The organism is Bradyrhizobium sp. ORS 86, from assembly GCF_045571475.1.
Lineage (GTDB): Bacteria > Pseudomonadota > Alphaproteobacteria > Rhizobiales > Xanthobacteraceae > Bradyrhizobium.
Genome location: NZ_CP120699.1, coordinates 886,208 through 909,034, shown reverse-complemented (window position 1 = coordinate 909,034; position 22,827 = coordinate 886,208). Strand labels below are relative to the sequence as shown.

The following is a 22,827-nucleotide window of genomic DNA, read 5'->3' as shown; positions in this document are numbered from 1 at the left end:
GTACGCCGCGGCTCCTCAAATCCAGCCCAAGTCTCTGGAATACTGGGTCACCCGCCGGAGCCTGTCATCGGGCGCGCGTTCGCGCGACCCGGTGGCGGGTGACGACAAGTCCGCGACGCATTTAAACACGCGCGCAAATTCCGTTTAAAGCTTTGTAGGCGATGAAACTGTCATCGACATCGCGTTCAATGGCGCAAACGAAACGCCAATGCGCGAGCGTCAGATGAGCACCGACACGCCGATCCTCGACATCCCTGCCGGCTTCGAGCCGCTTTTCCGGAAGAGCCCACTCACCGAGCCCTGGGAGCCGCTCTACGCAAGGCGGACCGACAGGTCCGTCATCATTGGCCTGCGGCTGGCCCGGCCGCACACCAACGGCCGCGGCCTGATCCATGGCGGATTGATCGCGGCGCTTTCCGACAACGCAATGGGCTATAGCTGCGGCCAAGCAACCGGTTGGACCACCTCGTTCGTAACGATCTCGCTCGCGGTCGATTTCGTCGGCACGGCCAATATCGGGCAGTGGCTCACGATCGAAAGCGATGTGATCAAGACCGGCAGCACGATCTGCTTCGCGCAAAGCCTGATCAAGGCCGACAACGTGACGATCGCACGCGCCAACGGCACGTTCCGCGTGGTGCCGAAGAAGGAGCGGGTGAGCTGAAGCATTTTCAAGCGAAGCGGACGCCGGTTCGCCCCAAGAAAAGCATCAGCCGAGAGTCTACCCGAAATGCCAGTCATCGATCTCGGTGACGAGATCGATGAAGGTACGCACTTTGGCCGACAATAGCCGGGAGGTCGGGTAGACGATGTGGATCGGCAGCGCCGGCTGCTCGAACTCCGCAAGCACGATTCTGAGCCGCCCGGCCTTCAGTGACGCGGCCGCCTGATAGGCCAGCACCCGCGTCAGGCCGCCGTCCTGCTCGGCATATTGGATCGCGGCATCGGAGCTGTTGCTGGCAAAGCGCGGCGAGCTCGCGATCCTGATCTCGCGACCGTTCTCCACGAAGCGCCAGTCGGGCGCCGCGGTCATGGCGCCGAACTGGATCATGTCATGCGCCGCGATGTCCGCGGGCCGTTTCGGCTCGCCGCGTGCCCGGAGATAGCCCGGCGAGGCCACCACGATGCGTCGCATCTCGCCGACATGCCGCGCCACCAGCGTCGAGTCGGGCAGATGGCCGATCCTGACCGCGGCATCGACGCCATCCTCGACGAGGTTGACGACACGATCGGTCAGACGCAGGTCGACGCCGACGTCGGGATAGCGCTTGAGGTAGGCGGTCACGATCGGGCTGACATGCAGCCGCCCGAAGCCGACAGGGGCCGAGATCACCAACCGGCCCTCCGGGCGCGTGCGCTCGCCCTCCACCGCATCTTCGGCCTCCTCGACGTCCGCGAGAATCCGCCGCGCCCGCTCCAGATAGCGCGAGCCGGCGTCGGTCAACGTCACCTGCCGGGTGGTCCGCTGCAACAACCGCGCACCGAGCCGTTCCTCCAGCGCCGCAATCAGCCTCGTCACCGCTGACGGCGACAGGCCGAGCTTGCGAGCGGCAGGCGCGAAGCCCTCGAGGTCGGCCACGGCGACGAAGGCCTGCATGGCGTCGAGACGATCCATGGGCAATATTGCATATTCCGCAACAGTGAAGTGTCAATTCACAAGATTGCTTGCGTCACGGAAACGACCATCTTTCCCGGGAAGGACGACCGCTTCGGCGCCCATGACGGGAGGCTCAGATGTCAGACGTTCACCCCTATTCCAGCGATATCGCATTCAGCCCGGCCGTGAAGGCGATCCAGACCCGCAAGGGCTCGCGCGACGCCTATGCCGACCGGGAGCAGCGCGGCGGCTTTCGCACCGAGATCGACGAGAACCTCGCCACCTTCCTCGCCAATGCCAACAGCTTCTATCTTGCCACCGCCTCCGCTGACGGCCAGCCCTACATCCAGCACCGCGGCGGGCCGAAGGGATTCATCAAGGTGCTCGACAAGCGCACGCTCGCGTTCGCCGACTTCGGCGGCAACCGGCAATACATCACGCAGGGCAACCTGTCGGAGAATGCGAAGGCGTATATCTTCGTGATGGACTATGCGCATCGCCGCCGCGTCAAGATCTGGGGCGAGGCGCGCGTGGTGGAGGATGATCCGGCGCTGACGCAGGCGCTGATGCCGCAAGGCTACCGGGCGCGGCCCGAGCAGGCGATCCTATTCAAGATCGCGGCGTGGGATACCAATTGCCCGCAGCATATCCCGCAGAAGTTCGACGCGGCCGATGTCGCGACGGCGCTGGCCTCGCGCGATGAACGGATCGCCGAACTCGAGGCTGAGCTGGCCGCCTTGAAAGGCCAGCCCGCTCCTGTCGGCGCAGGCTAAGCCGCCTGCTGCAGCGGCGCCCAGGCGAACTCTGGATAGTATTGCAGCATCATCCGGTCGACATAGGCGGTGAGATTCTCGAACTTCTCAGTGCGTTCGCGCAACGGTGATTCGAAGAACGGCGTCAGGATTCCGGCAAGCGCGCCGAATGCCGTAGCATCGGTGCCGCAGGGCGTCTCGCCCATCAAATAAGGCTTGTCGCCGAGCTGCACCGACAGTGCGAACAACGAACGCATCGCGAGATCGATATCCTCCTCAGGGGCGTGGCGACCAAGCCCGCTCAGCAGATAGTTCTCGGCAACGCGGAACTGCGCGTCCTCGCGCATCTTGTCGCGCATGTGATCGGGCGCGCCGTCGAAGAAATGCGCCGGCCCCTTGGCGAAATTGGTATCGTCGACCCAGCGTGCGCCGACCAGCGCCCAATAGACGTGATGCTCGATCATGCGTTCGAACGCCCAGGCTTGCGCGCGCGCCTGCAGGCTCAGCGGCGCATCGAAGTCGAAGCCGTATTTGCCCTCGATATGGGCGCGGATGAAGGTCGAATCGGCAATCGTCTCGCCGTCATCCGAGATGAACGGCAACTGCCCCTTGGGAGACGCCGGCGGCATCGCCTTCTCCTTGCGATAATCGAGCCCGGCCATCTTGAGCTGGACCTCGGTCTTGGTCACGAACGGGCTGATTTCCGGCAAGCCGAACCCCGTGCCGAAGCCAAAAAGCGTAATCATCTGAAGCTCCCGATTGCCTGATCGCGGGTGGAGGCTAGCGCCCCCCTGCTGCCACCATGGTGTCAGCAGCAGTGGCATTCATTGTCGAGCGGACCAACGGGAGCGAGGCGGCGAACCGCCTCGCGAACCCGTTTGACCACCCGCGCCCGCCCGTATGACCAGGCGGTAACGACCGACTGCGCGATCAGCGCAACCAGGGCCCAGCGCAGATCGCCGGAGGTGGAGTAAACTGTGACGAGCTGTTCCAGCGCGAACGTCTGCGCGTGCCGGAAACCGAGTTCATCTAGATTTGCCATGGACAAATTCCCTTCACTTGAGGTGTTGTCCTGGTATAGCCCCCACCTGCTGCCAACATTCTGTCAGCAGCAGTGACACCGGAGTGCAAAAAGGCGACGGGCCGCGAGGCCCGGGATCCGCCGACCGCGAACGAGAGACTTGCGAAGAGACTTGCCATGAGACGCGCCGACCGGCTGTTTCAGATCATCCAGGTGCTCCGCCGCACCCGAAAGCCTTTGACCGCAGATGCGATTGCGGCGGAGCTCGAGACATCCAAGCGCACGATCTATCGCGACATCGCGACCCTGATCGAGCAGCGGGTGCCGATCCGCGGCGAGGCCGGCATGGGCTACATCTTGGAGAAGGGTTTCGACCTGCCGCCCTTGATGCTGACACCCGACGAGATCGAGGCCTGCGTGCTCGGCGCGCAATGGGTGGTCGGCCACGCCGATCCGGCCTTGGCGCGCGCCGCCGAAGACCTGATGGCCAAGATCGCCGAGACGGTGCCCGACCGGCTACGGCCGTTCGTGCTCGAACCGGCAAGCCGAGCGCGGTCGGCCTGGAACCGGGAGCCGGACCGCATCGATATGGTCAAGACGCGCAGCCAGATTCACGAGGGCAAGAAGATCACGCTGAACTATCGCGACGAGCACGGCCGCGACAGCGAGCGCACAATCTGGCCAATCGCGGTCGGCTATCACGAAGCGGTCCGGCTGCTCGCCGCCTGGTGCGAGCTGCGCAGGGATTTCCGCAGCTTCCGCACCGATCGCGTGGTGGCCGCGATCTATCACGACGAGAAATATCCGGAGCGGCGCGATCTGCTCAGGGCGCGCTGGCGGCGCAGCCTGGTCTGGGAAGCACCGAAGGACACGTGATGGCCGCGGACAATGCCAGCGCGGCGGCGAGCAGCCCCTGCCAATCCTGCGGCGCCTGCTGCAGCTATTCGGAGAACTGGCCGCGCTTCACCATCGAGGATGACGATCAGCTCGACCTGATCCCGGAGCGGTTCGTCAATGCGCGGCTGTCCGGCATGCGCTGCGTGGGTGACCGCTGCGCCGCGCTATCGGGAGAGATCGGGGTGGCGACGCGCTGCGAGGTCTATGCGGTGCGGCCGGAGGTGTGCCGGACCTGCATGCCCGGCGATGCGGAATGCGCGATGGCGCGCCGGCGCCACGGACTGCCGGTGATCTGAGGCCGGGCTTGCCTCAGGCGGTCACCGTCCGGACGTCTTCTTCTTCGTCGTCGAGCTCTTCATCGACCAGCGGCGCAAAGGTTGAGAGCGGCTTGGTCGACAGCGTGATCGGCTTGCGTCCGCCATGCGAGGCCGCAGTGGCGCGCGCGGGTTGACGCGACAGCGCGTACAGGGTCGAGCCGACGCGGCCGCCGAAATGGATCAGCTCACGCTCGGTGCAGCTCGAAGCAATCGCCAGCGCCAGCGCGTGCAGATGGCTGCGGCGATAACAGAACAGCGCCAGCCTCGCCCGGACGTCCGGCGACACGTTGGCGACCAGGAGCGACAGGCCATTGGGATTGGCGCGGTACATCTGGCCGAGCAGGTCGTCGGCAACCGGGCAGGCATCGTTCTCGAAGGCGTCGCGGCTTGAAAACATTTGCAAATCCCCCTCAATCGCGAAGATGCCGCGCAATTCTCTAACGAAAGGTTAACCACGGCTTCCGGTCGTTTCCGGGGGCCCTTGCCCGTTGCACGCGAATCACATCCGCGCACCGCGGGCGGTGGTTTCAGATTCCGAGAGGCTTGGGGCACAGGTGGCGCAGGCCGCTCAGTTCGCGGCCATGTAGATTGACAGCGCAAAGCCGGTGAGATGGTGGAGCGCCTGGTCGACGCCGATCAGGGTCCAGAACCAGGGATGTCCGGACTCCAGCGTCACGCCGTAATGCGAGGCGCAGTATCCCTTGGCGCGGTCGACGGTGATGTGGATGGCGAAGTCGACGAAGGCGACGTACCAGAACCGCGGCGCCACGGCCAGGATCAGCACCAGCGCGACGGCAAGGTGAACGAGGCAATGTGCCAGCAGCGGCATCGCCCAGCCGGTCTTCTGGTCCTTGCCGATCGCCATCCAGGCATTCTGCAACATGAAGTCGGCGATGATGTGCTTCGTGGTGAGAAGCAACATCCATCCGACCAGGGCGCCAACCGCAACTGACGATGACATGGAAGGAAACAACAAGCTGACGCCCTTTACTGGGATGAATGTGATTGCAAGAAAATCCGGGTCAGGCCGTCAGCACAATTCCGCAAACCAAGGCGTGTCGCATTTATGACATCTCCGGCGGTGAAATGCACCTGCGGCGTCTGAAAATCACATGAGGCGCCTCTCCGGCGATAGTGGCGATCGTCATGCGGCATCGGGGCGCAGGGCGAGGCAGGCCAATATTCCGACGAAGCCTCGGCGATTGCTCCGCCGTCATACCCCGCGCATGCGAGGGATCCAGTACGCTGCGGCCTCTCGGATCAATCACTGCGGCCTCTGGAATACTGGATCGCCCGCCTTCGCGGGCGATGACAGTCATTGAGATACGGCTTTGCATTCTCGCGACATGAACTGTCCGAGTTTTGCATCTCGTTCCGCCCTCTCGTGAAGAGAGGGCGCAGGGAAAGCCGGGTGCCGATCGCACCCATGGGCCCGGTGCAATAAAAGTAGCACCGGGGGTAGGACCACAGGTGTAACCGGAGCAATCCCGGCTTTCCCTGCGCGATGGGTTACGGCTTATACGTGCTCGCCCCGGCGAGACTGGGCTTGGTTGTCACCGCTGTTGCAAGACGCAATTGCGTCTTGCAACAGGACACCTGCCACTAGGGCGTCAGGCCTGCACGACTTCGCCGTCCGCCGTATGCGCACTCGTCAGTTGCGCAAGCGGCGTCCACCGCATCCCAACCCAGCACTCGTGACGATCGCGAAGCGCCCCTCAGGCGGGTGAGACGGCGGATTCGTGCCACTGAGTTGCCCGACGAGGGAAGCGGAATATTTTTCGCATGAGGACTGGACAGTCCAAATCGCCTTGAAAACATTAAGGAAATTAGTTTCTGCGCGCACGCCAAAGAGGACAGACGCCCCATTAACCAGGGTTCACAGCGCCATCGCCATTCCGGCGAGCGCGCTGAAGACAACAACCACAAGCGGCGGCGCGCGCCAGATCATGAGCAGGACGAATCCGACCAGCGCGATGCCGAAATCGCGAGGAGCCAGGACCGTGCTCGTCCACACCGGATGATACAGTGCCGCGCCGAGAATGCCGACGACCGCCGCGTTGACGCCACGCATCACCGCCTGCGCGTCGGATCGCTTCCGAAACGTCTCCCAGAACGGCAGCGCAGCGAGCAGGATCAGGACGCCGGGCAGAAAAATGCCAAGCAGTCCGACGATCGCGCCGACGACGCCATGCGGCTCGATGTTGACCACGGCGCCCAGATAGGCCGCGAAGGTGAAGAGCGGGCCCGGCACGGCTTGCGCGGCGCCATAGCCGGTCAGGAACGCGTCGTCGCTGACCCAGCCGGGCACGACGACGGCCTCGCGCAGCAGCGGAAGGACCACGTGGCCGCCGCCGAACACCAGGGCGCCGGAGCGGTAGAAGGCCTCGAACAGCGCAAGGCCGGAGCCCGGCACCAATCGCGTCAGCACTGGCAGACCAATCAGCAGGAGCAAGAACGCCGCCAGCGCGATCAACCCTATCCGGCGCGACACCGGCATGGCGAAGTGACCGCCCCCGTTACCTGTCCCGGTCCGGCACAGCGCAAGGCCGGCAATGCCGCCCAACAGGATGGCGGCGATCTGGGCGATCGACGAGGCGCTGAACAGGATGAGCAGCGCCGCGACCACGGTGATCGACGCGCGCACCCGGTCGGGACACAGCGTCCGCGCCATGCCCCACACCGCCTGCGCGACGATCGCGACCGCGACAAGCTTCAGCCCGTGCACCAGGCCGGCGCCGGCAGGTCCGCTCAGCGCATTGGCGCCATAGGCAAACAGTACCAGCACGATGGCCGACGGCAGCGTGAATCCGGTCCACGCCGCCAGCGCACCGGGATAGCCCGCGCGCATCAGACCGAGCGAGAAGCCGACCTGACTGCTTGCCGGCCCAGGCAGGAACTGACACAGCGCCACGAGATCAGCATACGCCTGTTCGTCGAGCCATTTGCGGCGCTCGACGAATTCATGCCGGAAGTAGCCGATATGGGCGATCGGCCCGCCGAACGAGCTCAAGCCTAGTTTCAGGAATGCGGCGAAAACCTCGGCTGCGCTGCCCGCGGGCTGCCTGACGTCCGTCATTGACCTTGCCACCGGAAGCGCGTCATTGGAAACCCTGCGATGGTTGGATGTTCGCCGGCCACCATATCGCGGAAGGTATGAAGGGTCTCGGCCGTCGGCAAACTCGCGGCGACGTCCTGGGGAGAAGATGACATGCGACAACTCTTCATTGCGCTCACAGTCATGCTGGCTTGGTGCTCGGGCGCCGGGGCGCAAGACCGCAGTATCACGGTTGCTTCAACGACGTCGACCGAGCAGTCCGGCCTGTTCGGCTATTTGCTGCCGCAGTTCACCAAAGCGTCGGGAATCAGCGTGAAGGTCGTCGCCGTCGGCACCGGTCAGGCGCTCGATATCGGCAGACGGGGCGATGCCGACGTGGTGTTCGTCCACGACAGGCCGGCCGAGGACAAGTTCATGTCCGAGGGACAGGGCGTGAAGCGCTTCGACGTCATGTACAACGACTTCGTCATCGTCGGACCGAAGGCCGACCCGGCTCACATTGCCGGCGACAAGGACGTCGCCGACGCCCTGAGAAAGATCGCGGCGGCGAAGGCTCCCTTCATCTCGCGCGGCGATCGATCCGGCACCTACGAGGCAGAGCTGCGGCTTTGGAAGGACGCGGGCATCGACCTTGCCGCCGCAAAGGGCAGTTGGTACCGCGAGATCGGTCAGGGAATGGGACCGGCGCTCAACATGGCGGCGTCGTCCAATGCCTATGTGCTATCGGATCGCGGCACCTGGTTGTCGTTCAAGAACCGGGGCGATCTCGCGATCCTGACCGAAGGGGACCGGCGGCTGTTCAACCAGTATGGCGTGATGCTGGTCAACCCGGCGAAGCATCCGAACGTCAAGGCTCAGGACGGCCAGGCCTTCATCGACTGGCTGATCTCGCCGGCCGGGCAGACAACGATCGCCGGCTACAAGGTCGGCGGCGAGCAGCTATTTTTCCCCAACGCGTCCCACTAGCAGAAACGCGACCGTCGAGACCGCGACGCTCAAGGCGAGCAGGATCAATCCGAGCCCAAGCGCAAGCGGTAGATCGCCCTTGCTGGTCTCGAGCGCAATCGCCGTCGTCATCGTCCGCGTATAGCCGCGAATATTGCCGCCCACGATGAGGATGGCCCCGACCTCGGCAATGGCCCGGCCGAAGGCGGCGAGAAAGGCGGTCAACAGGGATGCCCGGCCCAGCGCGAACAGCAACGCAATGCTGCGCGGGCGCGACAGGCCGTCGGTGCGTGCAAGATCGCCGTACTCCATCCACAGCAGCGATGACGGCCGATGCACCAGCGCGACCACGATCGGCGTTGCAAGCAGCGTCTGGGCGATCACCATGGCGGTCGGCGTGAACAACAAACCGGCAGGCCCGAGCGGTCCCGATCGCGACAGCAGCAGATAGAGCACAAGGCCAACGACGACTGGCGGGAGCCCGAGCAGGGCATTGGTCAGTACGATGATGACGTGCCGGCCTCGAAAACGGACAATCGCCAGCCAGCCGCCGATCGGGGCCCCGATCACCAAGGCGAGAATGCTCGCGGTCAGGCTGACCCGCAGTGACAGCGCGACGATCCCCAGGAGTTCGGGATCCGCATCACCGATCAAGGACAGGGCTGCGCTTACCGATCGTACGAAGTCGTCCATCCGCCTCTGCATTGCAGCGTCCGGCAGAACGTCTCGACATCGGTGAAACCCGCATCGCCGGCTGCGGCGCAGCATAGCGCAACCCTGCCATAAAGGGTCAAGACTTGCGGTCGCTGAAGCCGAGCTATCTATCGCTATCCGTCGTTATCCGGCCGCCGCGTCGGTCACCGCGGCATCGAGCTGCTGACCCTCGTGATCCATGTGCAGGTAGTTCGAGTTGAACAGGCCTGCGCGCATCAGGCGGTCGAGGTCGGGAACGGACAAGGTTTTGCCCTTGAGGACGATCAGCCCCTCGGCGCGCAGCTCCTGCAGCGTGCGGTTGACATGGACTTTGGACAGGCCGGTGGCGTCGGCGAGATCGGCCTGGGTCAGCGGAAAGTCGCAAGTGTCTCCCTTGGTCAGCCCGGCCAGGCGCAGGCGAAGCCAGACTTCGCAGAGCAAATGAGCGGTACGCTCCAAGGCCGTGCGCTGGCCGAGATTCATCGTCCATTCGCGCTGGATGGCGGCGTTGACCAGGGTCTCCCACCAGAACGCCGTGACGATGCGCGGATGTCGCACGGCGATGTCATCGAAGAACTCGCGCGAGAGATCGGCGATCGACACCGGCGTGATGGTGCCGATCGAATGATCCATCTCGCGCAAGATGAAGATGTTCACGTCGCAAATGTCGCCGGGCAAGAAAAACGACACCACCTGCCGCCGCCCATCCTCGAGTTGCTTGTAGCGGCAGGCCCAGCCGGACAGAATCAGATGCACATCCTTTGGCCTGTCGCCCTCGCGCACGATATCGACGCGCGCCTCAAAACGACGCACACGCTCGGACGCTGCCCGATTGAGAATGGCATGATCCACCGGCGATAGCCGTACGAATTGCTCAAGCTTTCGAACTAACGATGCCGACGACATTGGTCTCCCCGCACGTTCATCGGGTAACCGCCGGGCTGATTTCAATCGCGTATATTACAAGTATTGGCGAATGTAGTCGCGATGAACCGTCATCGCGCTTTAGCTCTTGGTTCGCGCATGATCTTTTCGAAAGCCGCGTCAGACTTTCCGGATCATGCTCTGGTCTAGAGGCACGACTCCTTCGACGGCTCTCCTTCGACACCTCGCCTCGCTTCGTCTTGCAGTGCACCACCGAGACCGCGCGGGCTGCCAGCACCGCTCACACGAACGGCACACCGTAGTAGTCGTTGACCGCCCGCGTGGCGCCGACATCATCCCAATTCCAGTCCCGCTCGCGGCCGTATCTCGGCGCCTCGCGAAGCTGGTCTTCGGTGATACCGGTGACATAGCCACCCAGCCGCGTATCGTACTTCAGGGATTCCCAGGGCAGCGGATAATGGTCGTTGCCGAGCCCGAGAATACCGCCGAAACCAAGCACTGCATAGGAAACGCGCCCGCTCTTCTTGTCGATCATGACACGCTCGATTGAACCGATCTTGCGGTCGTCAGCGCCGTAAACGGCGGTGCCCTCCACCTTGTCGCTGCCGATGAGATTCCCGCTCTCCCTCTCACCTCTCATTGCCAGTTCTCCCTGAGTGTCTGGCCTCGTCAACGACCGCGCAAGGTCATCGTTCCCGCGACAATTGCTGCAGCGCATGGAAGTGTACTGCCGATCTCCTGACGCATGCGGGCCCCGGCGACGAAATTCGCCGGAGCCCGTCACCGGAGTGGTCCACTGCTCTCGGGGAGCAAAGCAGCGAACGCACCGGTGTTACGCTTGGCCGGGAAGATCGTTCCCGTGATTTTCGGGCACGATTTTTTCGATCGGCCCGATGTCATAGGTTAACGACGGTCCGCAGGAACCTGCCTAGCATCGTGTTCCCACCTCGGAGGCGGGCATGAAGAAGAAACGCAGCGGATCGCGTCCGATCATCTCCAGAAAATTCGTTGACGACGTGCGCATCGCGGCCCGCATGCCCGCGGAACGGGAACGTGAAACGCAGATCAGGAAAACCAGGCAAACCGAGGCTGTCATGGAGGTCAGTGACCTGCTGGTTCTCCGCAAATAACCGTGCCCGAACGGGCCTACAGGGAGGGCTCCCAATGATCGAGGAGAGATTTGATTCACGCACGCTCGCCATCATGAACGCGGCGCTCGACCACGTCTGCGCCGACGCTCTTCGCGGCGAGGAACATGCCACCCGCAAGCGCGTTGCCAGATACATCATCAAATGCGCCAAGAGCGGCAGGATCACGCTTACTGAGTTGACCGAAGCCGGACACCAAGCGCTGGTCAAAGTTGCCGCTGCGGCAGGATAGCCGCCATCACGAGCGACGGCTGCTCTCGGCCTTGAACAGAGGCAAACACGCATGCGCGTCGCAATCGGCGTCGGCCTGCTGGCCTTTTTGGTCGCCGTCGGCGCCTACGCCTATGAAGGCTTGATGGTATCCGATGCACCGGTGCCGACCTATGGTGTCGTCGCATTCGCCGTCGGAGCCGTCGTCCTGGTCGTCGTCGGCGTCGGCCTGATGGGCCTGTTGTTCTATTCGAGCCGCCACGGCTACGATGAACCTCCGCATATCAAGCGATAGGGCGCGAGGCTCGCCATCACCCGTCGAGATATGATTAGCCTGTCACCCTTGAGGAGCGCGGTACGCGCGTCTCGAAGGATGCGCGGCCACAGGCAGGCCGCCGCGCTTCGAGACGGCCGCTGCGCGGCCTCCTCAGGTGACAGTGGTAGACTCTCAACGCGATGACGCAGCCGCCGGCACCCGTGCGCGGATTTCCGCGATCTTGCGCTTCAAGGACGCCTGGCGCGGATCGGGCATGATGGCGGCGCGGGCCTCCGCGATTGCGCCGGCGAGATCGGTGAGCGCAAGCGAGCCGTCGAAGACGGGCTTGGCGAGGCCGTCGATGATCGCGTGCCAGTCCGCAAGGCCCTGGCGATAGGGATCGCCGTAGCCGCGGATCATGGTCGCGGTCTGGATGATCGCCGTGGTCGCACGCGGCTGCTTTGTCAGGCTGCGGTCGATCATGTGCAGCCAGCGCTCGACCCAGACGCGCTCCTTGGCATAGCGCGCCGAGAACAGCCGCCACCGCTTCAGCCCCGCCTCGATCCGAAGCCGGCGCACACTGAAGCGGTTGTTGGCGCTGAAGCGGATCGATATCCTTCGGCGGCGCCAGCCGAAGCGTTCGAGCACACCCAGCACGGGGTCGCCGACCACCACCGGCAAGGCGTCGATCAGCTCGTCGATGCGGAATTTCTTGACGTCGTCGGCAGAGCGCGCCGCCCGGCCGCCGGCTGCGGTGACCTCGCGGAGCTTGAGCTGCGCGATCCGGATCGGGTCCTCGTAGGCCATGCGCTGCGCCATCAGCCGCGCGATGTCCGCAAGCATGGCGTCGTCGACCCCGCGCCGGCCGACGAAGCGTCCGAGCCGCTCGACATAGAGCCTGGCGTAGCCGGCGCTCTGATATTCGGTCAGCAAATGAATGGCGTCGCTGACGACCGGACTGAGCTGCGCGGAGCAGGCATCCGGTGGCACGAGCGGTCCATCGTCCTCGTCGCCGATGATGTCGGCGAACAGGTAACGGAGCGAAGCCAGCAGACTGTCGTCGTCCGGCACTACGGCGTCTCCAGAACTCGTCACAGCGGGCTCAAGCGGGTTTTGGCTCCGCAACCTGGGGGGTAGCGTGCTGCGCCAGCCGCTGCTCGAGCGTCGAGATGTTCTGGAACAGGCGGGCGCTGGCGAGCCGCAGGAAGTAGAAACCGAACGCAGGATTCTGGACGTAGAGCTGCTCGACCTGGTCGTAGGTCACCGAGAGCACCATGCCGCTCTCCACGCATTCCAGCGTCTGCGTCCGCGTGTTCGATGGCGACAGCATGCCGAACTCGCCGACGATGGCGCCGACCGGCAGCTCGATGCCCGACTCGACCAGACGAAAGCGCCCGCTGACGATGTAAAACATGCTGTCGGCCCTCTCGTCCTTGTAGAACAGCACTTCGCCCGCGGTGCATTTGCGCTCGGTCGTGAACGGTCTCAGCCAATCCATCGACAGATCGCTGTTGACGGATTTCTTCACGCTGCGGACCAGTTGCAGCATCTGGTGCAGGCGGTAGGTGTTCAGCGGCAGCAGGACGGAATGCAGGATCAGCGTCGCGTAATTATGGGTCGGGATCGCGGTCGCGATCAGGATGATGTTGGTCAGGATGGCGAAGACGCGCAGCGGGATCATGGTCCGCATCGACAGCGTGGCGACCACGAAGATCGATGCGAAGAAACTGCCGGCGGCGCCGGCGTGCTCCACAAGATGCGAGGTATCCATCGGAAACCAACCAGTTCTCAAGAAGTGAATACATTCACCCTATTAGTCGCTGCAGTGCGGTGAAGGTCGCATGTCCGAACCGCTCCCTTGGTATACGGGGAAAACGCGACGTTTTGTCGGGATTCTCACATTTGTGGAAGCAAAATCAGGACAGTATAGCCGGACGTTCGTCGAACAGGCGGAAGGTCGGCCGCCTGAGCGCGTCGACCCGCACGCGTTGACGGCCTGACCCGGGACGGGGCAGGTTGTGGCCTTGATCCCCGCTTTCCGGCAGGGTCTCGTTTCAAGCCATTCGTCGACAGGCAACGTACGTCCGATGTTCAAGCGGCTCGCTTTTCCGGTTTTGACACAGTTCGTGTCTGCCACCGCCGGCCGCAACATGACTACGGTGGCCTACGTCGCGGTGACCATTGGCGTCGCCATGATGACGCTGCTGACGGTGGAGCCGGCGTATGACGCCGCCACCCGCTGGGTCGACGTGCTGCTGTGGGGCTGCCTCGCCTACTTCATCTTCGAGTGGCTGGTGCGGCTGCGCCACATGGGACGGCAGGGCCGGTTCTGGTTCTATGCGCTGTCCGGTGCCGGAGTGGTCGACGCGATCGGCGCGCTGGCCGTGCCGGCCGCCCTGCTTGCCGGTGTCGAGCCGAAAACGGCATGGCTGCTCGCGATCCTCTGGACGCTGAAGGTGGTGCCGGGCATCCCCGGCCTGCGGCAGCTCCGGCGCGTCCTGGTGCAGGAATCCGGGCCGCTGGTCAGCGTGCTGGTGATCTTCCTGATGGTGGTGTTCCTCGCCTCCGTCGCGGAATATTTCCTGGAGCGCGACGTGCAGCCGCAGACCTTCGGCAGCGTGCCGGCGGCGCTGTGGTGGGCGGTGGTGACGCTGACCACGACAGGCTATGGCGACGTGGTGCCGATCACCCCGCTCGGCCGCATGGTCGCAGCCCTCGTCATGATCGCGGGCCTCGGCGTGTTCGGGCTGTGGACCGGTATTCTGGCGACCGGCTTTGCCGCGGAAACCCGCCGCGACAATTTTCTAAAAACCTGGGAGACGGTCGGCAAGGTGCCGTTCTTCACGCATCTCGGCCCCGCCGCGATCGCCGACGTCACCCAGATGCTGCGCACCATCGACCTGCCCCCGCGCGCGACGATCATTCGCAAAGGCACCAGCGGCGACTGCATGTATTTCGTCGCCGCCGGCGAGGTGGCGGTCGACCTGCCCGGCCGCAAGGTGAAGCTCGGCGAAGGCGCGTTCTTCGGCGAGATGGCGCTGCTCGGCAACACCATGCGCGGCGCCGATGTCACAACCACCAAGGTCTCCCGGCTGCTGGTGCTTGACCTGGTCGATTTCCGCCTGTTGATGGCACGGCATCCCGACCTCGCCGCGACCATCGATGCCGAGGCCAAGCGGCGCGAACTCGAAAACCAATAATGATGGAGACAACCATGCCTGATGCGGCCGAGACCGGCAGCTCACCCGTGCTTGAGATTGCGGGCGCGCGCGCGACGATCCGCCTCAACCGACCGCGGCATCTCAACCGCCTGCAGGCCGAGGATCTCGGCAAGATTCTCAATCTGTTCGACCGGATCGAGGCCGATCCGGCGGTCCGCGTGCTGGTGCTGACCGGCACGGGACGGGCCTTCTCCGCCGGCTACGATCTCAACTCGGTGGCCGAGCGTGCGGTGAGCGCAAACGAGCAGCAGAGCGCGGGCTCGGCGTTCGAGGTCGTAGTCAACCGGCTGGAAGATCTGTCCGTGCCGACGATCTGCCGGCTCAATGGCGGCGTCTATGGCGGCTCGACCGACCTGGCGCTCGCCTGCGATTTCCGCATCGGCGTCGACACCGCGGAGATGTTCATGCCGGCGGCGCGGCTCGGGCTGCACTACTATCCGAGCGGCATCAAGCGCTACGTGACCCGGCTCGGCGTTGACAATGCCAAGATGCTGTTTCTGACCGCGCAGAAGATCACCGCCCCGGAGATGCTGCGGATCGGCTATCTCACCGCCATGGTGCCGGTGGAGTTTTTGGACGAGGAAGTCGACAAGCTCGCGGCGATCCTGGCCGGCAATGCGCCCAAGGCGATGGCCGGCATGAAGCGCGCCATCAACGAGTTCGCCCGCGGCGAGTTCGACCAAGCCGCCGCCAACGCCCGCCACCGCGACAGCATGCGCGGGTCCGAGATCAAGGAAGGCATCAAGGCCTTCGCGGAGAAGCGGGCACCAAGGTTTTAGTTCGGTGCGCCGTGCTGCCAGCACCGTCACCCTGAGGAGGCCGCAAAGCGGCCGTCTCGAAGGGTCGACGGCCCGGCTGGTGGCCGTGCATCCTTCGAGGCTCGCAAGAGCTCGCACCTCCGGCGACAAAGGCGAAGCCTTTGCGCGGGGATGAAGGGCTTACCAAATCGTCTTTGCCGTCACCCCCGCTTGCTTCGCATCGCGCGGACCTGGGTCAGCTTGGCATCCGCGGCGAGCGCCTGGTAGCGCTTGCTGTCGACGGCGTAGATCGCGATGCGGCCCTCGGCATCGGCGTGGACGCCCCAGCCGAACCGCTTGCCGAGTGGCGAGGCCCGCATGCAGGCCTGACCCCTGGAGAAGAACATCTCGCGGGCGCGGGTCCGCTCCTGCTTCGCCGCCTTCGCGCCGAGCGCGCGGCCGGCCGCCGATGTCGCGAACACGACGTCGTCGGACGTGTACTTGTACGGCGCGGCTGCGATCATCTGATATTGCAGCGTGGCGACCGTCGGATTGCCGCCGCGCGGCTGCGGCTCTTCGCCAGTATGCACCGGACAATCCTCCGCGACGCGGATGAAGGTGTTGACGCAGTTGGTGGTGTACAGCTTCGGCATCGGCAGGCTCGTATCACACGCCGGCGGCCGCCGCATGCTGCGCCGCCATCTCGACATCGGCCTTCGTGATCCGCTGGTAGGCGGGGCGCGCGGTGACGCGCTCGGCGTAGCGGGCGAAGACGTCCTTTTTCGGCACGAGGCCGAACGTCATGGTCCAGTTGAAGGCAATGCCCCACAGGATGTCGGCCGCCGTGATCTCTTCGCCGAACAGATAGGGTCCTTTGGCAAGCTGGGCTTCCAGCGCGCCCAGCATGGTGTCGTAATCGGCATAGGGCGACTGCGAGACCGGCGCGGGCTCGCGCTTCATGAATTTGTCGATCAAGGCCGGCTCGAACGACGAGCCGTAATAGGCGATCCAGCGCAAGTAAGGGCCGCGGCGCGGGTCGTTCGGCGCGGGCGTCAGGCCGGCCTGCGGGAACAGGTCGGCGAGATAGATGAAGATCGCGACCTGCTCGGTCACCAGCGCGTCGCCATGGCGGATCGCCGGCACCTTGCCGAGCGGATTGACGGCGAGATAGGCGGCCTGGCGCTGCTCGCCCGCCTTCATGTTGAGGACGTGCAGGTCGTACGGCGCGCCCAGTTCCTCCAGCAGCACCCGCGCGCCGGTGGCGCGGCTCTGCGGCGAATAATACAGCGTGATGCGGTCGGCGGTGGTCATGGACGGGTCTCCTTGCCGTTCGGATGGCGGGATCCATTATGCGCGCCTATACCTGACATCCTGTGTCAGGTATGATCCACCCATGCGCGCGAGCCGGCTGTTTTCCATCCTGACCACCCTGCAGGCGCGGGGCCAGGTCACCGCGCCTGAGCTCGCCGAGGCCTGCGAGGTCTCGGTGCGCACCATCTATCGCGACATCGATGCGCTCGCCGCCGCCGGCGTCCCCGTCTATGCCGACCGCGGTGCCGAGGGCGGCTACCGGCTGCTCGACGGCTATCGCGTGCGGGTCAACGGCCTGTCGCAGGGCGAGGCCGAGGCGCTGTTCATGGCGGGACTGCCAGGGCCCGCCGCCGCGCTCGGCCTTGAGCCGGCGATGATGGCGGCGCAGGCCAAGCTGATGGCGGCGCTGCCGGAGCATCTGCGCTCCAATGCCAGGGGGATGCAGCAGCGCTTCCACCTCGATGCGCCCGGCTGGTTCGGCGAGACCGAGGAGCCGACGCATCTGCGCGCCATCGCCGGCGCCGTACTGGGCGAAAACCTGATCGAGATCCGCTACCAGAGCTGGAAGGCTGAGAAGCGCCGGCGCGTGGCGCCGCTCGGGCTCGTGCTGAAGGGCGGGAGCTGGTATCTCGCCGGCCTCATCGACGGCCATGTGCGCACCTATCGCGTCGCGCGCGTGCTGGATTGCCTGGTGCTCGACGCGCCGTTCACGCGGCCGGCGGACTTCGATCTTGCCGGCTATTGGCGCGCCTCGACCGAGCGGCTCGAGGCCGAGCTGCATCCGAACCGGGCCACGGTACGGCTGTCGCCGTTCGGGCTGGAGCTGTTCGATGCGCTGGCCCATCCTTACGTGAAGGCGCGGATGCAGATTGCGGAAACCGCCGACGCAGACGGTTGGCGGACCGCTACCATGCCGGTCGGCAAGACGCTGTGGCACGCCGCGACCGAACTATTGCGGCTCGGCGCCGAGGCCGAGGTGATCGAGCCGGCCGAGCTGCGCGAGAAGATGGCGGAGATGACGGGTGCGATGGCCGCGCGCTACGCACTGGTGCCGAAGCGCCGGGTGGCCGCGGCGCGGCGAGCCTGAACGTCTTATTCGTCCACGAACGTCGCGCTGTCGGCCACGGCGGCGCGCGAGGTGCGATAACTATTCACCTTGTGAGCATGGTCGGCATAACCGAACGAAATGCCGCACACCACGCGGCGATCGTCGGACAGACCGAAATGGCGGCGGATCAGGCCGGAGTGACGGGCCAGCGCCGCCTGCGGGATGGTGCCGAGCCCGAGCGCCTGCGCCGCGAGCATAAAGTTCGCGACATAACCGCCGCAGTCGATCGCGCCATAGATGCCAAGCGGCTCGTTGCTGTGGATCACCGCGACATGCGGCGCGCCGAAGAAATTGTAATTCTCCAGCGCCTGCTTGGCATAGGCCGCCTTGTCGCCGCGCGTGATACCGAGCGTGTTGTAGAGCTGGAAGCCACTCTCGCGGCGGCGCTCCAGATAGACCCCGACATATTCGCGCGGCGGGGTGAAATCGTAGTCCTCGCCGAGGCCGCGTGACGCCTCCGCATAGATCGCCTTGCGGAACCGCTCCTTGGCCTCGCCAGAGACGATCAGCACCTGCCAGGGCTGGCTGTTGCACCAGGACGCGGTGCGCTGCGCCACGTTGAGCACATGCTCGATCGTCTCCCGCGGCACCTCGCGCGGCAGGAAGGCGCGCACCGAGTAGCGCTCGTTGAGCAGCTCCTCGAGCGCGCCGATGCGGTCATCCGTCGCGTCACGCGGCCTCGTCGCGGCGTCCATGCTCAACGCCCCTTGGTCGGGATCTTGTTGTAGGGCACGTCCTTGTCGACCCTGATGTCGCCGGGCAGGCCGAGCACGCGCTCGGCGATGATGTTGCGCAGGATCTCGTCGGTGCCGCCCGCAATGCGCATCGAGGGCGACGACAGCAGCATCTGCTGGAACTGGCCGCGCGCGACTTCCTCGCTGTCGCCGGTGAGGCTGCCGGCCGCGCCTTCCAGATCCATCGCGTAGGTCGCGATATCCTGCAGCATCATGCCGGAGACGAGCTTGCCGATGGAGTTTTCCGGTCCCGGCCGCTCGCCCTTCGAGAGCGCCGAGATCGCGCGGTAGCTGGTGTATTTCAGCCCGCTCGCCTTCACCGCCCAGCTTGCGAGCTTGGAGCGCACCGCCGGATCGTCGATCGCCAAGCCGTCTTCCAGCATCAAGTTGGAGCAGAACTCGAACATTTCAGGCACGCCGGTCGCAAGCCGCGCGCCGATCGACATGCGCTCGTTCATCAGCGTGGTCAGCGACACGCTCCAGCCTTCGCCGACGGCCCCGAGCCGCTGGCTGTCCGGAATCACGACGTCGGTGAAATAGACCTCGTTGAACTCCTGCATGCCGTTGGCCTGCTTGATCGGCCTGACCTCGACGCCCGGGCTCTTCATGTCGAGGAAGAACATGGTGAGACCCTTGTGCTTCGGCACGTTCGGATCGGTGCGCGCGATCAAGAGGCCGTAGTCGGAATAATGCGCGCCCGAGGTCCAGATCTTCTGGCCGTTGACGACCCAGTTGTCGCCTTTCTTCTCGGCGCGGGTGCGAAGGCCGGCAACGTCGGAGCCGGCTGACGGCTCGGAGAACAGTTGGCACCAGATTTCTTCGCCGGACGCGAGCTTCGGCAGGTAGCGGCGCTTGGCCTCCTCAGAGCCCCAGGCCATCACGGTCGGGCCGCACATGCCCTCGCCGATCTGGAACGGCTGCGTCAGCTTGCCGTACACGCCCTCTTCCTGCTGCCAGATCACGCGCTCGATCGGGGTGGCGCCGCGGCCGCCATATTCCTTCGGCCAGTGCAGGCAGGCCCAGCCGCCTTCGGACTTCTTCTTCTGCCAGGCCTTGCCGACCTCGACCATGTCGTGCTTGGCGAGCTTGATGCGACCGAGCGACGACTTCGAGAGCTCTTCCTCGAACTCCTTCGGCGCGTTGGCGGCGATCCAGTTGCGGGCGAGCTTGCGGAATTCGGCTTCCTGCGGCGTGTCATCGAAATTCATGGCGAACCTCTTGCTTTCAATCCTTGTGTCGCTCTCTCCCCTCATGGTGAGGAGGCGCTTGCGCCGTCTCGAACCATGCGGCCCGACTATGGCCTCGTCCTTCGAGACGCCGCTTCGCGGCTCCTCAGGATGAGGGTCTCTAAGCTCTCCCCTTGGTCGGGATCTTGTTGAAGGGAACGTCCTTGTCGACCCTGATATCGCCAGGCAGGCCCAGCACGCGCTCGGCGATGATGTTGCGCATGATCTCGTCGGTGCCGCCCTCGACACGGGTGCCGGGCGCACGCAGCAGCATCGCCTGGAATTTGCCCGCGATCTCGGCATCCTCTGGCCCGTTCAGCACACCGGCAGCGCCCTGCAGGTCGAGCGCGTAAGCCGCGACATCCTGGATCATCGAGCCGGCGACCAGCTTGCCGATCGAGTTCTCCGGTCCCGGACGCTCGCCGCGCGACAACGCGGAGATCGCGCGCATGCTGGTGTATTTTAATCCGCTGGCTTTGACTGCCCAGTTCGCGAGCTTGGAGCGCACCGCACGGTTCTCGATCGCCGGACCATCCTCCAGCATCAGGCTGCTGCAGAATTCGAACAACTCGGGGAAGCCGGTCGCGACACCCGCGCCGATCGACATGCGCTCGTTCATCAGCGTGGTCAGCGACACGTTCCAGCCGTCATTGACATTGCCGAGCCGCTGCGAGTCCGGAATGCGAACGTCGGTGAAATAGACCTCGTTGAAGTCCGACGCCCCGCTCGCCTGCTTGATCGGCCTGACCTCGACGCCCGGGCTCTTCATGTCCAGGAAGAACATCGTGAGGCCCTTGTGCTTCGGCACCGTCGGATCGGTGCGGGTGAGCAGGATGCCGTAGTCGGAATAATGTGCGCCAGAGGTCCAGATCTTCTGGCCGTTGATCACCCACTCGTCGCCCTGCTTCTCGGCGCGGGTGCGCAGGCCCGCGACATCGGAGCCGCCGGCGGGCTCGGAGAAGAGCTGGCACCAGATCTTCTCGCCGGAGGCGAGCGGCGGCAGATATTTGCGCTTCTGCTCCTCGCCGGCGAACGCCATCATGGTCGGGCCGCACATGCCGTGGCCGATGATGAACATCGCGCTGAGGCGACCGAATGCGCCCTCCTCCTGCTGCCAGATCACGCGCTCAATCGGCGAGGCGCCACGGCCGCCATATTCCTTGGGCCAATGCAGGCAGGCCCAGCCGGCATCCGCCTTCTTCTTCTGCCAGGCCTTGGCGACTTCAAGGATGTTGGCGCCCTTGAGCTGGACACGGCCGAGCGAGGCCTTGCGCAACTCGTCCTCATATTGTTTCGGCGCATTGGCCGCGATCCAGGCTTTCGCCTCGGCGCGGAATGCGGCCTCCTGGGGGGTGTCGTCGAAATTCATGGTCTATCATCCTTCGCCGGCGCCGTAGGATGGGTAGAGCGAAGCGAAACCCATCTCTTGGACCACCCGCGTCATGATGGGTTTCGCTGCGCTCTACCCATCCTACACATCACCAAGGGTTACGCCGCGTTCTTCTTCCGCATGCGATCGATCAGCGCGTCTTCCCAATAGGACAGGCTGCCGAGGCCGAGCGCCACCGCGTTGGCGCGGCGATAGTACATGTGGCAGTCGAACTCCCAGGTGAAGCCCATGCCGCCGTGGACCTGGATGTTGTTCTTGGCGCAGTGCTGGAACGCCTGCGTCGCGCTGATGCGCGCGGCGGCAGCGGCTTCCGGCAGCTCGCCGGCATTGGTCGAGAGCGCCCAGGCGCCATAGTAGCAGTTGGAACGCGCCAGCGTCGCTGAGACATACATGTCGGCGAGCATGTGCTTGACCGCCTGGAACGAGCCGATCGGGCGGCCGAAGGCGATACGGTCGAGCGCGTAGTCGCGGCCCATCTCCAGCGCGCGGTCGGCGCCGCCGACTTGCTCGAATGCCATCAGCACCGCAGCGCGATCGAGCACCTGGGTGACGACGCCCCAGCCCTCGCCGGCAGCACCGAGCGGCTCGGCCTTGGCATCCTTGAACGCGATCTCGGCCTGGCCGCGAGTCGGGTCGATATTGGTCAGCGGCTTGACCTCGACGCCGCCGGCCTTGAGATCGACGATGAACAGCGAGATGTCGGAGTCGCGGCCGCTCGATCCGGTGCGCGCGGCGACCACGGCAAAGTCGGCGATCGCGCCGTCGGGCACCGGCTTCTTGACGCCATTGAGCGCACCGCCGCCGGCAGTGAGCTTGATCGCCTTCGGCGACGGATTGCCCTTGCCCTCGAACAGCGCCAGCGTGCCGATCGCCTCACCGCTCGCGATCTTCGGCAGCCACTTCTGCTTCTGCGCATCCGAGCCGGCGATCAGGATCGCTTCGGCCGCAAGATAAACGGTCGACGAGAACGGCACCGGCGCCAGCGCACGGCCCATTTCCTCGGCGATGACGCAGAGCTCGAGATGGCCGGCACCCGCGCCGCCGAATTTTTCCGGGATCGCGACCCCGAGGAAGCCCATCTCGGCGAGTCCCTTCCACAGCGCCTTGTCATAAGGAGCCTTGCCGTCGAGCACTTCGCGAACGGCCTTGGGCGGGCACTGTTCGGAAAGGTACTTCCGCGCCTCGTCGCGCATCTGCTTCTGTTCGTCGGAGAAATCGAAATTCATGGCGCTTACCCGCGTTGCTGTTGTTACTTGGCTTCCTAGGATGGGTGGAGCGAAGCGATACCCATCAATTTCTTGGTTGGAGATGATGGGTTTCGCTG

At 64.8% G+C, this 22,827-nt stretch carries 28 protein-coding genes; 11 read left to right on the top strand and 17 right to left on the bottom strand.

The genetic code is table 11. The annotated features are described in order from the left end of the window. Positions 1-223: 223 nt before the first annotated feature. Positions 224-664: a PaaI family thioesterase gene (locus P6U25_RS04105; RefSeq protein ID WP_407152411.1), complete on the top strand. Its 441-nt coding sequence runs from the start codon at positions 224-226 to the stop codon at positions 662-664. 57 nt (positions 665-721) lie between these two features. Here the strand turns inward: P6U25_RS04105 and P6U25_RS04100 are convergent, their stop codons facing one another. Continuing rightward, positions 722-1,615: a LysR family transcriptional regulator gene (locus P6U25_RS04100; RefSeq protein WP_407150188.1), complete on the bottom strand. Its 894-nt coding sequence runs from the start codon at positions 1,613-1,615 to the stop codon at positions 722-724. A gap of 119 nt (positions 1,616-1,734) precedes the next feature. Between P6U25_RS04100 and P6U25_RS04095 the strand changes: the two genes are divergently transcribed. Next, positions 1,735-2,370, top strand: coding sequence for a pyridoxamine 5'-phosphate oxidase family protein (locus P6U25_RS04095; RefSeq protein ID WP_407150187.1), 636 nt, complete (start codon positions 1,735-1,737; stop codon positions 2,368-2,370). Here the strand turns inward: P6U25_RS04095 and P6U25_RS04090 are convergent. Together P6U25_RS04090 and P6U25_RS04085 are read right to left on the bottom strand one after the other, a co-directional pair. After that, a complete protein-coding gene (locus P6U25_RS04090) occupies positions 2,367-3,095 on the bottom strand; it encodes a glutathione S-transferase family protein (protein WP_407150186.1) in 729 nt (242 codons plus the stop codon). The genes P6U25_RS04095 and P6U25_RS04090 overlap by 4 nt on opposite strands. A 62-nt stretch (positions 3,096-3,157) precedes the next feature. Beyond that, positions 3,158-3,391, bottom strand: coding sequence for a hypothetical protein (locus tag P6U25_RS04085; protein ID WP_407150185.1), 234 nt, complete (start codon positions 3,389-3,391; stop codon positions 3,158-3,160). Positions 3,392-3,547: 156 nt separating this feature from the next. On the opposite strand from P6U25_RS04085, the gene P6U25_RS04080 reads away from it, so the two are divergent. Both P6U25_RS04080 and P6U25_RS04075 read left to right on the top strand, forming a co-directional pair. Next, on the top strand, positions 3,548-4,246 hold the full coding sequence (locus tag P6U25_RS04080; RefSeq protein ID WP_280974086.1) for a YafY family protein: 699 nt from the start codon (positions 3,548-3,550) through the stop codon (positions 4,244-4,246). Beyond that, complete coding sequence (locus P6U25_RS04075; protein WP_407150184.1) at positions 4,246-4,563, top strand: YkgJ family cysteine cluster protein; 318 nt, start codon at positions 4,246-4,248, stop codon at positions 4,561-4,563. The genes P6U25_RS04080 and P6U25_RS04075 overlap by 1 nt, the downstream gene beginning before the upstream one ends. Positions 4,564-4,576: 13 nt before the next feature. Here the strand turns inward: P6U25_RS04075 and P6U25_RS04070 are convergent, their stop codons facing one another. The 3 genes from P6U25_RS04070 to chrA all read right to left on the bottom strand — a co-directional run bounded on the left by P6U25_RS04070 (position 4,577) and on the right by chrA (position 7,660). Then, positions 4,577-4,981: a hypothetical protein gene (locus P6U25_RS04070; protein ID WP_407150183.1), complete on the bottom strand. Its 405-nt coding sequence runs from the start codon at positions 4,979-4,981 to the stop codon at positions 4,577-4,579. 171 nt (positions 4,982-5,152) lie between these two features. Beyond that, complete coding sequence (locus P6U25_RS04065) at positions 5,153-5,506, bottom strand: DUF3307 domain-containing protein (protein ID WP_407150182.1); 354 nt, start codon at positions 5,504-5,506, stop codon at positions 5,153-5,155. Positions 5,507-6,460: 954 nt separating this feature from the next. Next, a complete protein-coding gene (gene chrA / locus P6U25_RS04060; protein WP_407150181.1) occupies positions 6,461-7,660 on the bottom strand; it encodes a chromate efflux transporter in 1,200 nt (399 codons plus the stop codon). Positions 7,661-7,792: 132 nt separating this feature from the next. Here chrA and P6U25_RS04055 point away from each other — a divergent pair, with 132 nt between their 5' ends. Beyond that, positions 7,793-8,605 carry an extracellular solute-binding protein gene (locus P6U25_RS04055; RefSeq protein WP_407150180.1) on the top strand — a complete coding sequence of 271 codons (813 nt, stop codon included), beginning with the start codon at positions 7,793-7,795 and terminating at the stop codon, positions 8,603-8,605. Here P6U25_RS04055 and P6U25_RS04050 read toward each other — a convergent pair. The 3 genes from P6U25_RS04050 to P6U25_RS04040 all read right to left on the bottom strand — a co-directional run bounded on the left by P6U25_RS04050 (position 8,579) and on the right by P6U25_RS04040 (position 10,802). Further along, positions 8,579-9,277 (bottom strand): ABC transporter permease, encoded by a 699-nt coding sequence (locus P6U25_RS04050; protein ID WP_407150179.1) that lies wholly within the window; start codon positions 9,275-9,277, stop codon positions 8,579-8,581. The genes P6U25_RS04055 and P6U25_RS04050 overlap by 27 nt on opposite strands. A 144-nt stretch (positions 9,278-9,421) precedes the next feature. Next, positions 9,422-10,183 (bottom strand): Crp/Fnr family transcriptional regulator, encoded by a 762-nt coding sequence (locus P6U25_RS04045; RefSeq protein ID WP_407150178.1) that lies wholly within the window; start codon positions 10,181-10,183, stop codon positions 9,422-9,424. A 259-nt stretch (positions 10,184-10,442) separates the two neighbouring features. Beyond that, positions 10,443-10,802 carry a PRC-barrel domain-containing protein gene (locus P6U25_RS04040; RefSeq protein WP_407150177.1) on the bottom strand — a complete coding sequence of 120 codons (360 nt, stop codon included), beginning with the start codon at positions 10,800-10,802 and terminating at the stop codon, positions 10,443-10,445. 319 nt (positions 10,803-11,121) lie between these two features. Here P6U25_RS04040 and P6U25_RS04035 point away from each other — a divergent pair, with 319 nt between their 5' ends. Genes P6U25_RS04035 through P6U25_RS04025 form a run of 3 tightly spaced genes read left to right on the top strand, consistent with a single transcriptional unit; the run spans position 11,122 to position 11,815 of the window. Beyond that, positions 11,122-11,292 carry a hypothetical protein gene (locus P6U25_RS04035; protein ID WP_407150176.1) on the top strand — a complete coding sequence of 57 codons (171 nt, stop codon included), beginning with the start codon at positions 11,122-11,124 and terminating at the stop codon, positions 11,290-11,292. A 34-nt stretch (positions 11,293-11,326) separates the two neighbouring features. Further along, positions 11,327-11,542 (top strand): hypothetical protein, encoded by a 216-nt coding sequence (locus P6U25_RS04030; protein WP_407150175.1) that lies wholly within the window; start codon positions 11,327-11,329, stop codon positions 11,540-11,542. Positions 11,543-11,593: 51 nt separating this feature from the next. Continuing rightward, on the top strand, positions 11,594-11,815 hold the full coding sequence (locus P6U25_RS04025; RefSeq protein ID WP_407150174.1) for a hypothetical protein: 222 nt from the start codon (positions 11,594-11,596) through the stop codon (positions 11,813-11,815). A 153-nt stretch (positions 11,816-11,968) separates the two neighbouring features. Here P6U25_RS04025 and P6U25_RS04020 read toward each other — a convergent pair whose 3' ends face one another. Both P6U25_RS04020 and P6U25_RS04015 read right to left on the bottom strand, forming a co-directional pair. Then, entirely contained in the window at positions 11,969-12,847 is an 879-nt protein-coding gene (locus tag P6U25_RS04020; RefSeq protein ID WP_407150173.1) for a DUF6537 domain-containing protein, read from the bottom strand. Between the two features lie 31 nt (positions 12,848-12,878). After that, positions 12,879-13,547: a Crp/Fnr family transcriptional regulator gene (locus P6U25_RS04015; protein ID WP_407150172.1), complete on the bottom strand. Its 669-nt coding sequence runs from the start codon at positions 13,545-13,547 to the stop codon at positions 12,879-12,881. Positions 13,548-13,863: 316 nt separating this feature from the next. Between P6U25_RS04015 and P6U25_RS04010 the strand changes: the two genes are divergently transcribed. Beyond that, entirely contained in the window at positions 13,864-14,976 is a 1,113-nt protein-coding gene (locus P6U25_RS04010) for a cyclic nucleotide-gated ion channel (protein WP_407150171.1), read from the top strand. Next, a complete protein-coding gene (locus P6U25_RS04005) occupies positions 14,976-15,776 on the top strand; it encodes an enoyl-CoA hydratase/isomerase family protein (protein WP_407150170.1) in 801 nt (266 codons plus the stop codon). Before P6U25_RS04010 ends, P6U25_RS04005 begins: the two co-directional genes overlap by 1 nt. Before the next feature lie 179 nt (positions 15,777-15,955). On the opposite strand, the gene P6U25_RS04000 is transcribed toward P6U25_RS04005, so the two are convergent. Beyond that, positions 15,956-16,387, bottom strand: a complete 432-nt coding sequence (locus P6U25_RS04000; RefSeq protein ID WP_407150169.1) for a DUF6157 family protein — start codon at positions 16,385-16,387, stop codon at positions 15,956-15,958. Between the two features lie 13 nt (positions 16,388-16,400). Further along, positions 16,401-17,045, bottom strand: a complete 645-nt coding sequence (locus P6U25_RS03995; RefSeq protein ID WP_407150168.1) for a glutathione S-transferase family protein — start codon at positions 17,043-17,045, stop codon at positions 16,401-16,403. Between the two features lie 82 nt (positions 17,046-17,127). Between P6U25_RS03995 and P6U25_RS03990 the strand changes: the two genes are divergently transcribed. Further along, complete coding sequence (locus tag P6U25_RS03990; RefSeq protein ID WP_407150167.1) at positions 17,128-18,132, top strand: helix-turn-helix transcriptional regulator; 1,005 nt, start codon at positions 17,128-17,130, stop codon at positions 18,130-18,132. A 5-nt stretch (positions 18,133-18,137) separates the two neighbouring features. On the opposite strand, the gene P6U25_RS03985 is transcribed toward P6U25_RS03990, so the two are convergent. The 4 genes from P6U25_RS03985 to P6U25_RS03970 all read right to left on the bottom strand — a co-directional run bounded on the left by P6U25_RS03985 (position 18,138) and on the right by P6U25_RS03970 (position 22,729). Next, positions 18,138-18,848: a nitroreductase gene (locus tag P6U25_RS03985; protein WP_407150166.1), complete on the bottom strand. Its 711-nt coding sequence runs from the start codon at positions 18,846-18,848 to the stop codon at positions 18,138-18,140. Between the two features lie 2 nt (positions 18,849-18,850). Beyond that, entirely contained in the window at positions 18,851-20,095 is a 1,245-nt protein-coding gene (locus tag P6U25_RS03980) for an acyl-CoA dehydrogenase (RefSeq protein ID WP_407150165.1), read from the bottom strand. 139 nt (positions 20,096-20,234) lie between these two features. Further along, positions 20,235-21,482: an acyl-CoA dehydrogenase gene (locus P6U25_RS03975; RefSeq protein WP_407150164.1), complete on the bottom strand. Its 1,248-nt coding sequence runs from the start codon at positions 21,480-21,482 to the stop codon at positions 20,235-20,237. 119 nt (positions 21,483-21,601) lie between these two features. Further along, complete coding sequence (locus P6U25_RS03970; RefSeq protein ID WP_407150163.1) at positions 21,602-22,729, bottom strand: acyl-CoA dehydrogenase family protein; 1,128 nt, start codon at positions 22,727-22,729, stop codon at positions 21,602-21,604. Positions 22,730-22,827 lie beyond the last annotated feature (98 nt).

Excerpts from the sequence above, each read along its gene's own strand:
- P6U25_RS04005 (WP_407150170.1), top strand. The coding sequence starts at position 14,976 with ATGATGGAGACAACCATGCCTGATGCGGCCGAGACCGGCAGCTCACCC.
- P6U25_RS03975 (WP_407150164.1), bottom strand. The coding sequence starts at position 21,482 with ATGAATTTCGACGACACCCCCCAGGAGGCCGCATTCCGCGCCGAGGCG.
- chrA (WP_407150181.1), bottom strand. The coding sequence starts at position 7,660 with ATGACGGACGTCAGGCAGCCCGCGGGCAGCGCAGCCGAGGTTTTCGCC.
- P6U25_RS04045 (WP_407150178.1), bottom strand. The coding sequence starts at position 10,183 with ATGTCGTCGGCATCGTTAGTTCGAAAGCTTGAGCAATTCGTACGGCTA.
- P6U25_RS03980 (WP_407150165.1), bottom strand. The coding sequence starts at position 20,095 with ATGAATTTCGATGACACGCCGCAGGAAGCCGAATTCCGCAAGCTCGCC.
- P6U25_RS04085 (WP_407150185.1), bottom strand. The coding sequence starts at position 3,391 with ATGGCAAATCTAGATGAACTCGGTTTCCGGCACGCGCAGACGTTCGCG.
- P6U25_RS03970 (WP_407150163.1), bottom strand. The coding sequence starts at position 22,729 with ATGAATTTCGATTTCTCCGACGAACAGAAGCAGATGCGCGACGAGGCG.
- P6U25_RS04075 (WP_407150184.1), top strand. The coding sequence starts at position 4,246 with ATGGCCGCGGACAATGCCAGCGCGGCGGCGAGCAGCCCCTGCCAATCC.
- P6U25_RS04010 (WP_407150171.1), top strand. The coding sequence starts at position 13,864 with ATGTTCAAGCGGCTCGCTTTTCCGGTTTTGACACAGTTCGTGTCTGCC.
- P6U25_RS04050 (WP_407150179.1), bottom strand. The coding sequence starts at position 9,277 with ATGGACGACTTCGTACGATCGGTAAGCGCAGCCCTGTCCTTGATCGGT.
- P6U25_RS04035 (WP_407150176.1), top strand. The coding sequence starts at position 11,122 with ATGAAGAAGAAACGCAGCGGATCGCGTCCGATCATCTCCAGAAAATTC.
- P6U25_RS04030 (WP_407150175.1), top strand. The coding sequence starts at position 11,327 with ATGATCGAGGAGAGATTTGATTCACGCACGCTCGCCATCATGAACGCG.
- P6U25_RS04065 (WP_407150182.1), bottom strand. The coding sequence starts at position 5,506 with ATGTTGCTTCTCACCACGAAGCACATCATCGCCGACTTCATGTTGCAG.
- P6U25_RS04040 (WP_407150177.1), bottom strand. The coding sequence starts at position 10,802 with ATGAGAGGTGAGAGGGAGAGCGGGAATCTCATCGGCAGCGACAAGGTG.
- P6U25_RS04025 (WP_407150174.1), top strand. The coding sequence starts at position 11,594 with ATGCGCGTCGCAATCGGCGTCGGCCTGCTGGCCTTTTTGGTCGCCGTC.
- P6U25_RS04100 (WP_407150188.1), bottom strand. The coding sequence starts at position 1,615 with ATGGATCGTCTCGACGCCATGCAGGCCTTCGTCGCCGTGGCCGACCTC.
- P6U25_RS03985 (WP_407150166.1), bottom strand. The coding sequence starts at position 18,848 with ATGGACGCCGCGACGAGGCCGCGTGACGCGACGGATGACCGCATCGGC.
- P6U25_RS04080 (WP_280974086.1), top strand. The coding sequence starts at position 3,548 with ATGAGACGCGCCGACCGGCTGTTTCAGATCATCCAGGTGCTCCGCCGC.
- P6U25_RS04055 (WP_407150180.1), top strand. The coding sequence starts at position 7,793 with ATGCGACAACTCTTCATTGCGCTCACAGTCATGCTGGCTTGGTGCTCG.
- P6U25_RS04095 (WP_407150187.1), top strand. The coding sequence starts at position 1,735 with ATGTCAGACGTTCACCCCTATTCCAGCGATATCGCATTCAGCCCGGCC.
- P6U25_RS04015 (WP_407150172.1), bottom strand. The coding sequence starts at position 13,547 with ATGGATACCTCGCATCTTGTGGAGCACGCCGGCGCCGCCGGCAGTTTC.
- P6U25_RS03990 (WP_407150167.1), top strand. The coding sequence starts at position 17,128 with ATGCGCGCGAGCCGGCTGTTTTCCATCCTGACCACCCTGCAGGCGCGG.
- P6U25_RS04000 (WP_407150169.1), bottom strand. The coding sequence starts at position 16,387 with ATGCCGAAGCTGTACACCACCAACTGCGTCAACACCTTCATCCGCGTC.
- P6U25_RS04090 (WP_407150186.1), bottom strand. The coding sequence starts at position 3,095 with ATGATTACGCTTTTTGGCTTCGGCACGGGGTTCGGCTTGCCGGAAATC.
- P6U25_RS03995 (WP_407150168.1), bottom strand. The coding sequence starts at position 17,045 with ATGACCACCGCCGACCGCATCACGCTGTATTATTCGCCGCAGAGCCGC.
- P6U25_RS04070 (WP_407150183.1), bottom strand. The coding sequence starts at position 4,981 with ATGTTTTCAAGCCGCGACGCCTTCGAGAACGATGCCTGCCCGGTTGCC.
- P6U25_RS04105 (WP_407152411.1), top strand. The coding sequence starts at position 224 with ATGAGCACCGACACGCCGATCCTCGACATCCCTGCCGGCTTCGAGCCG.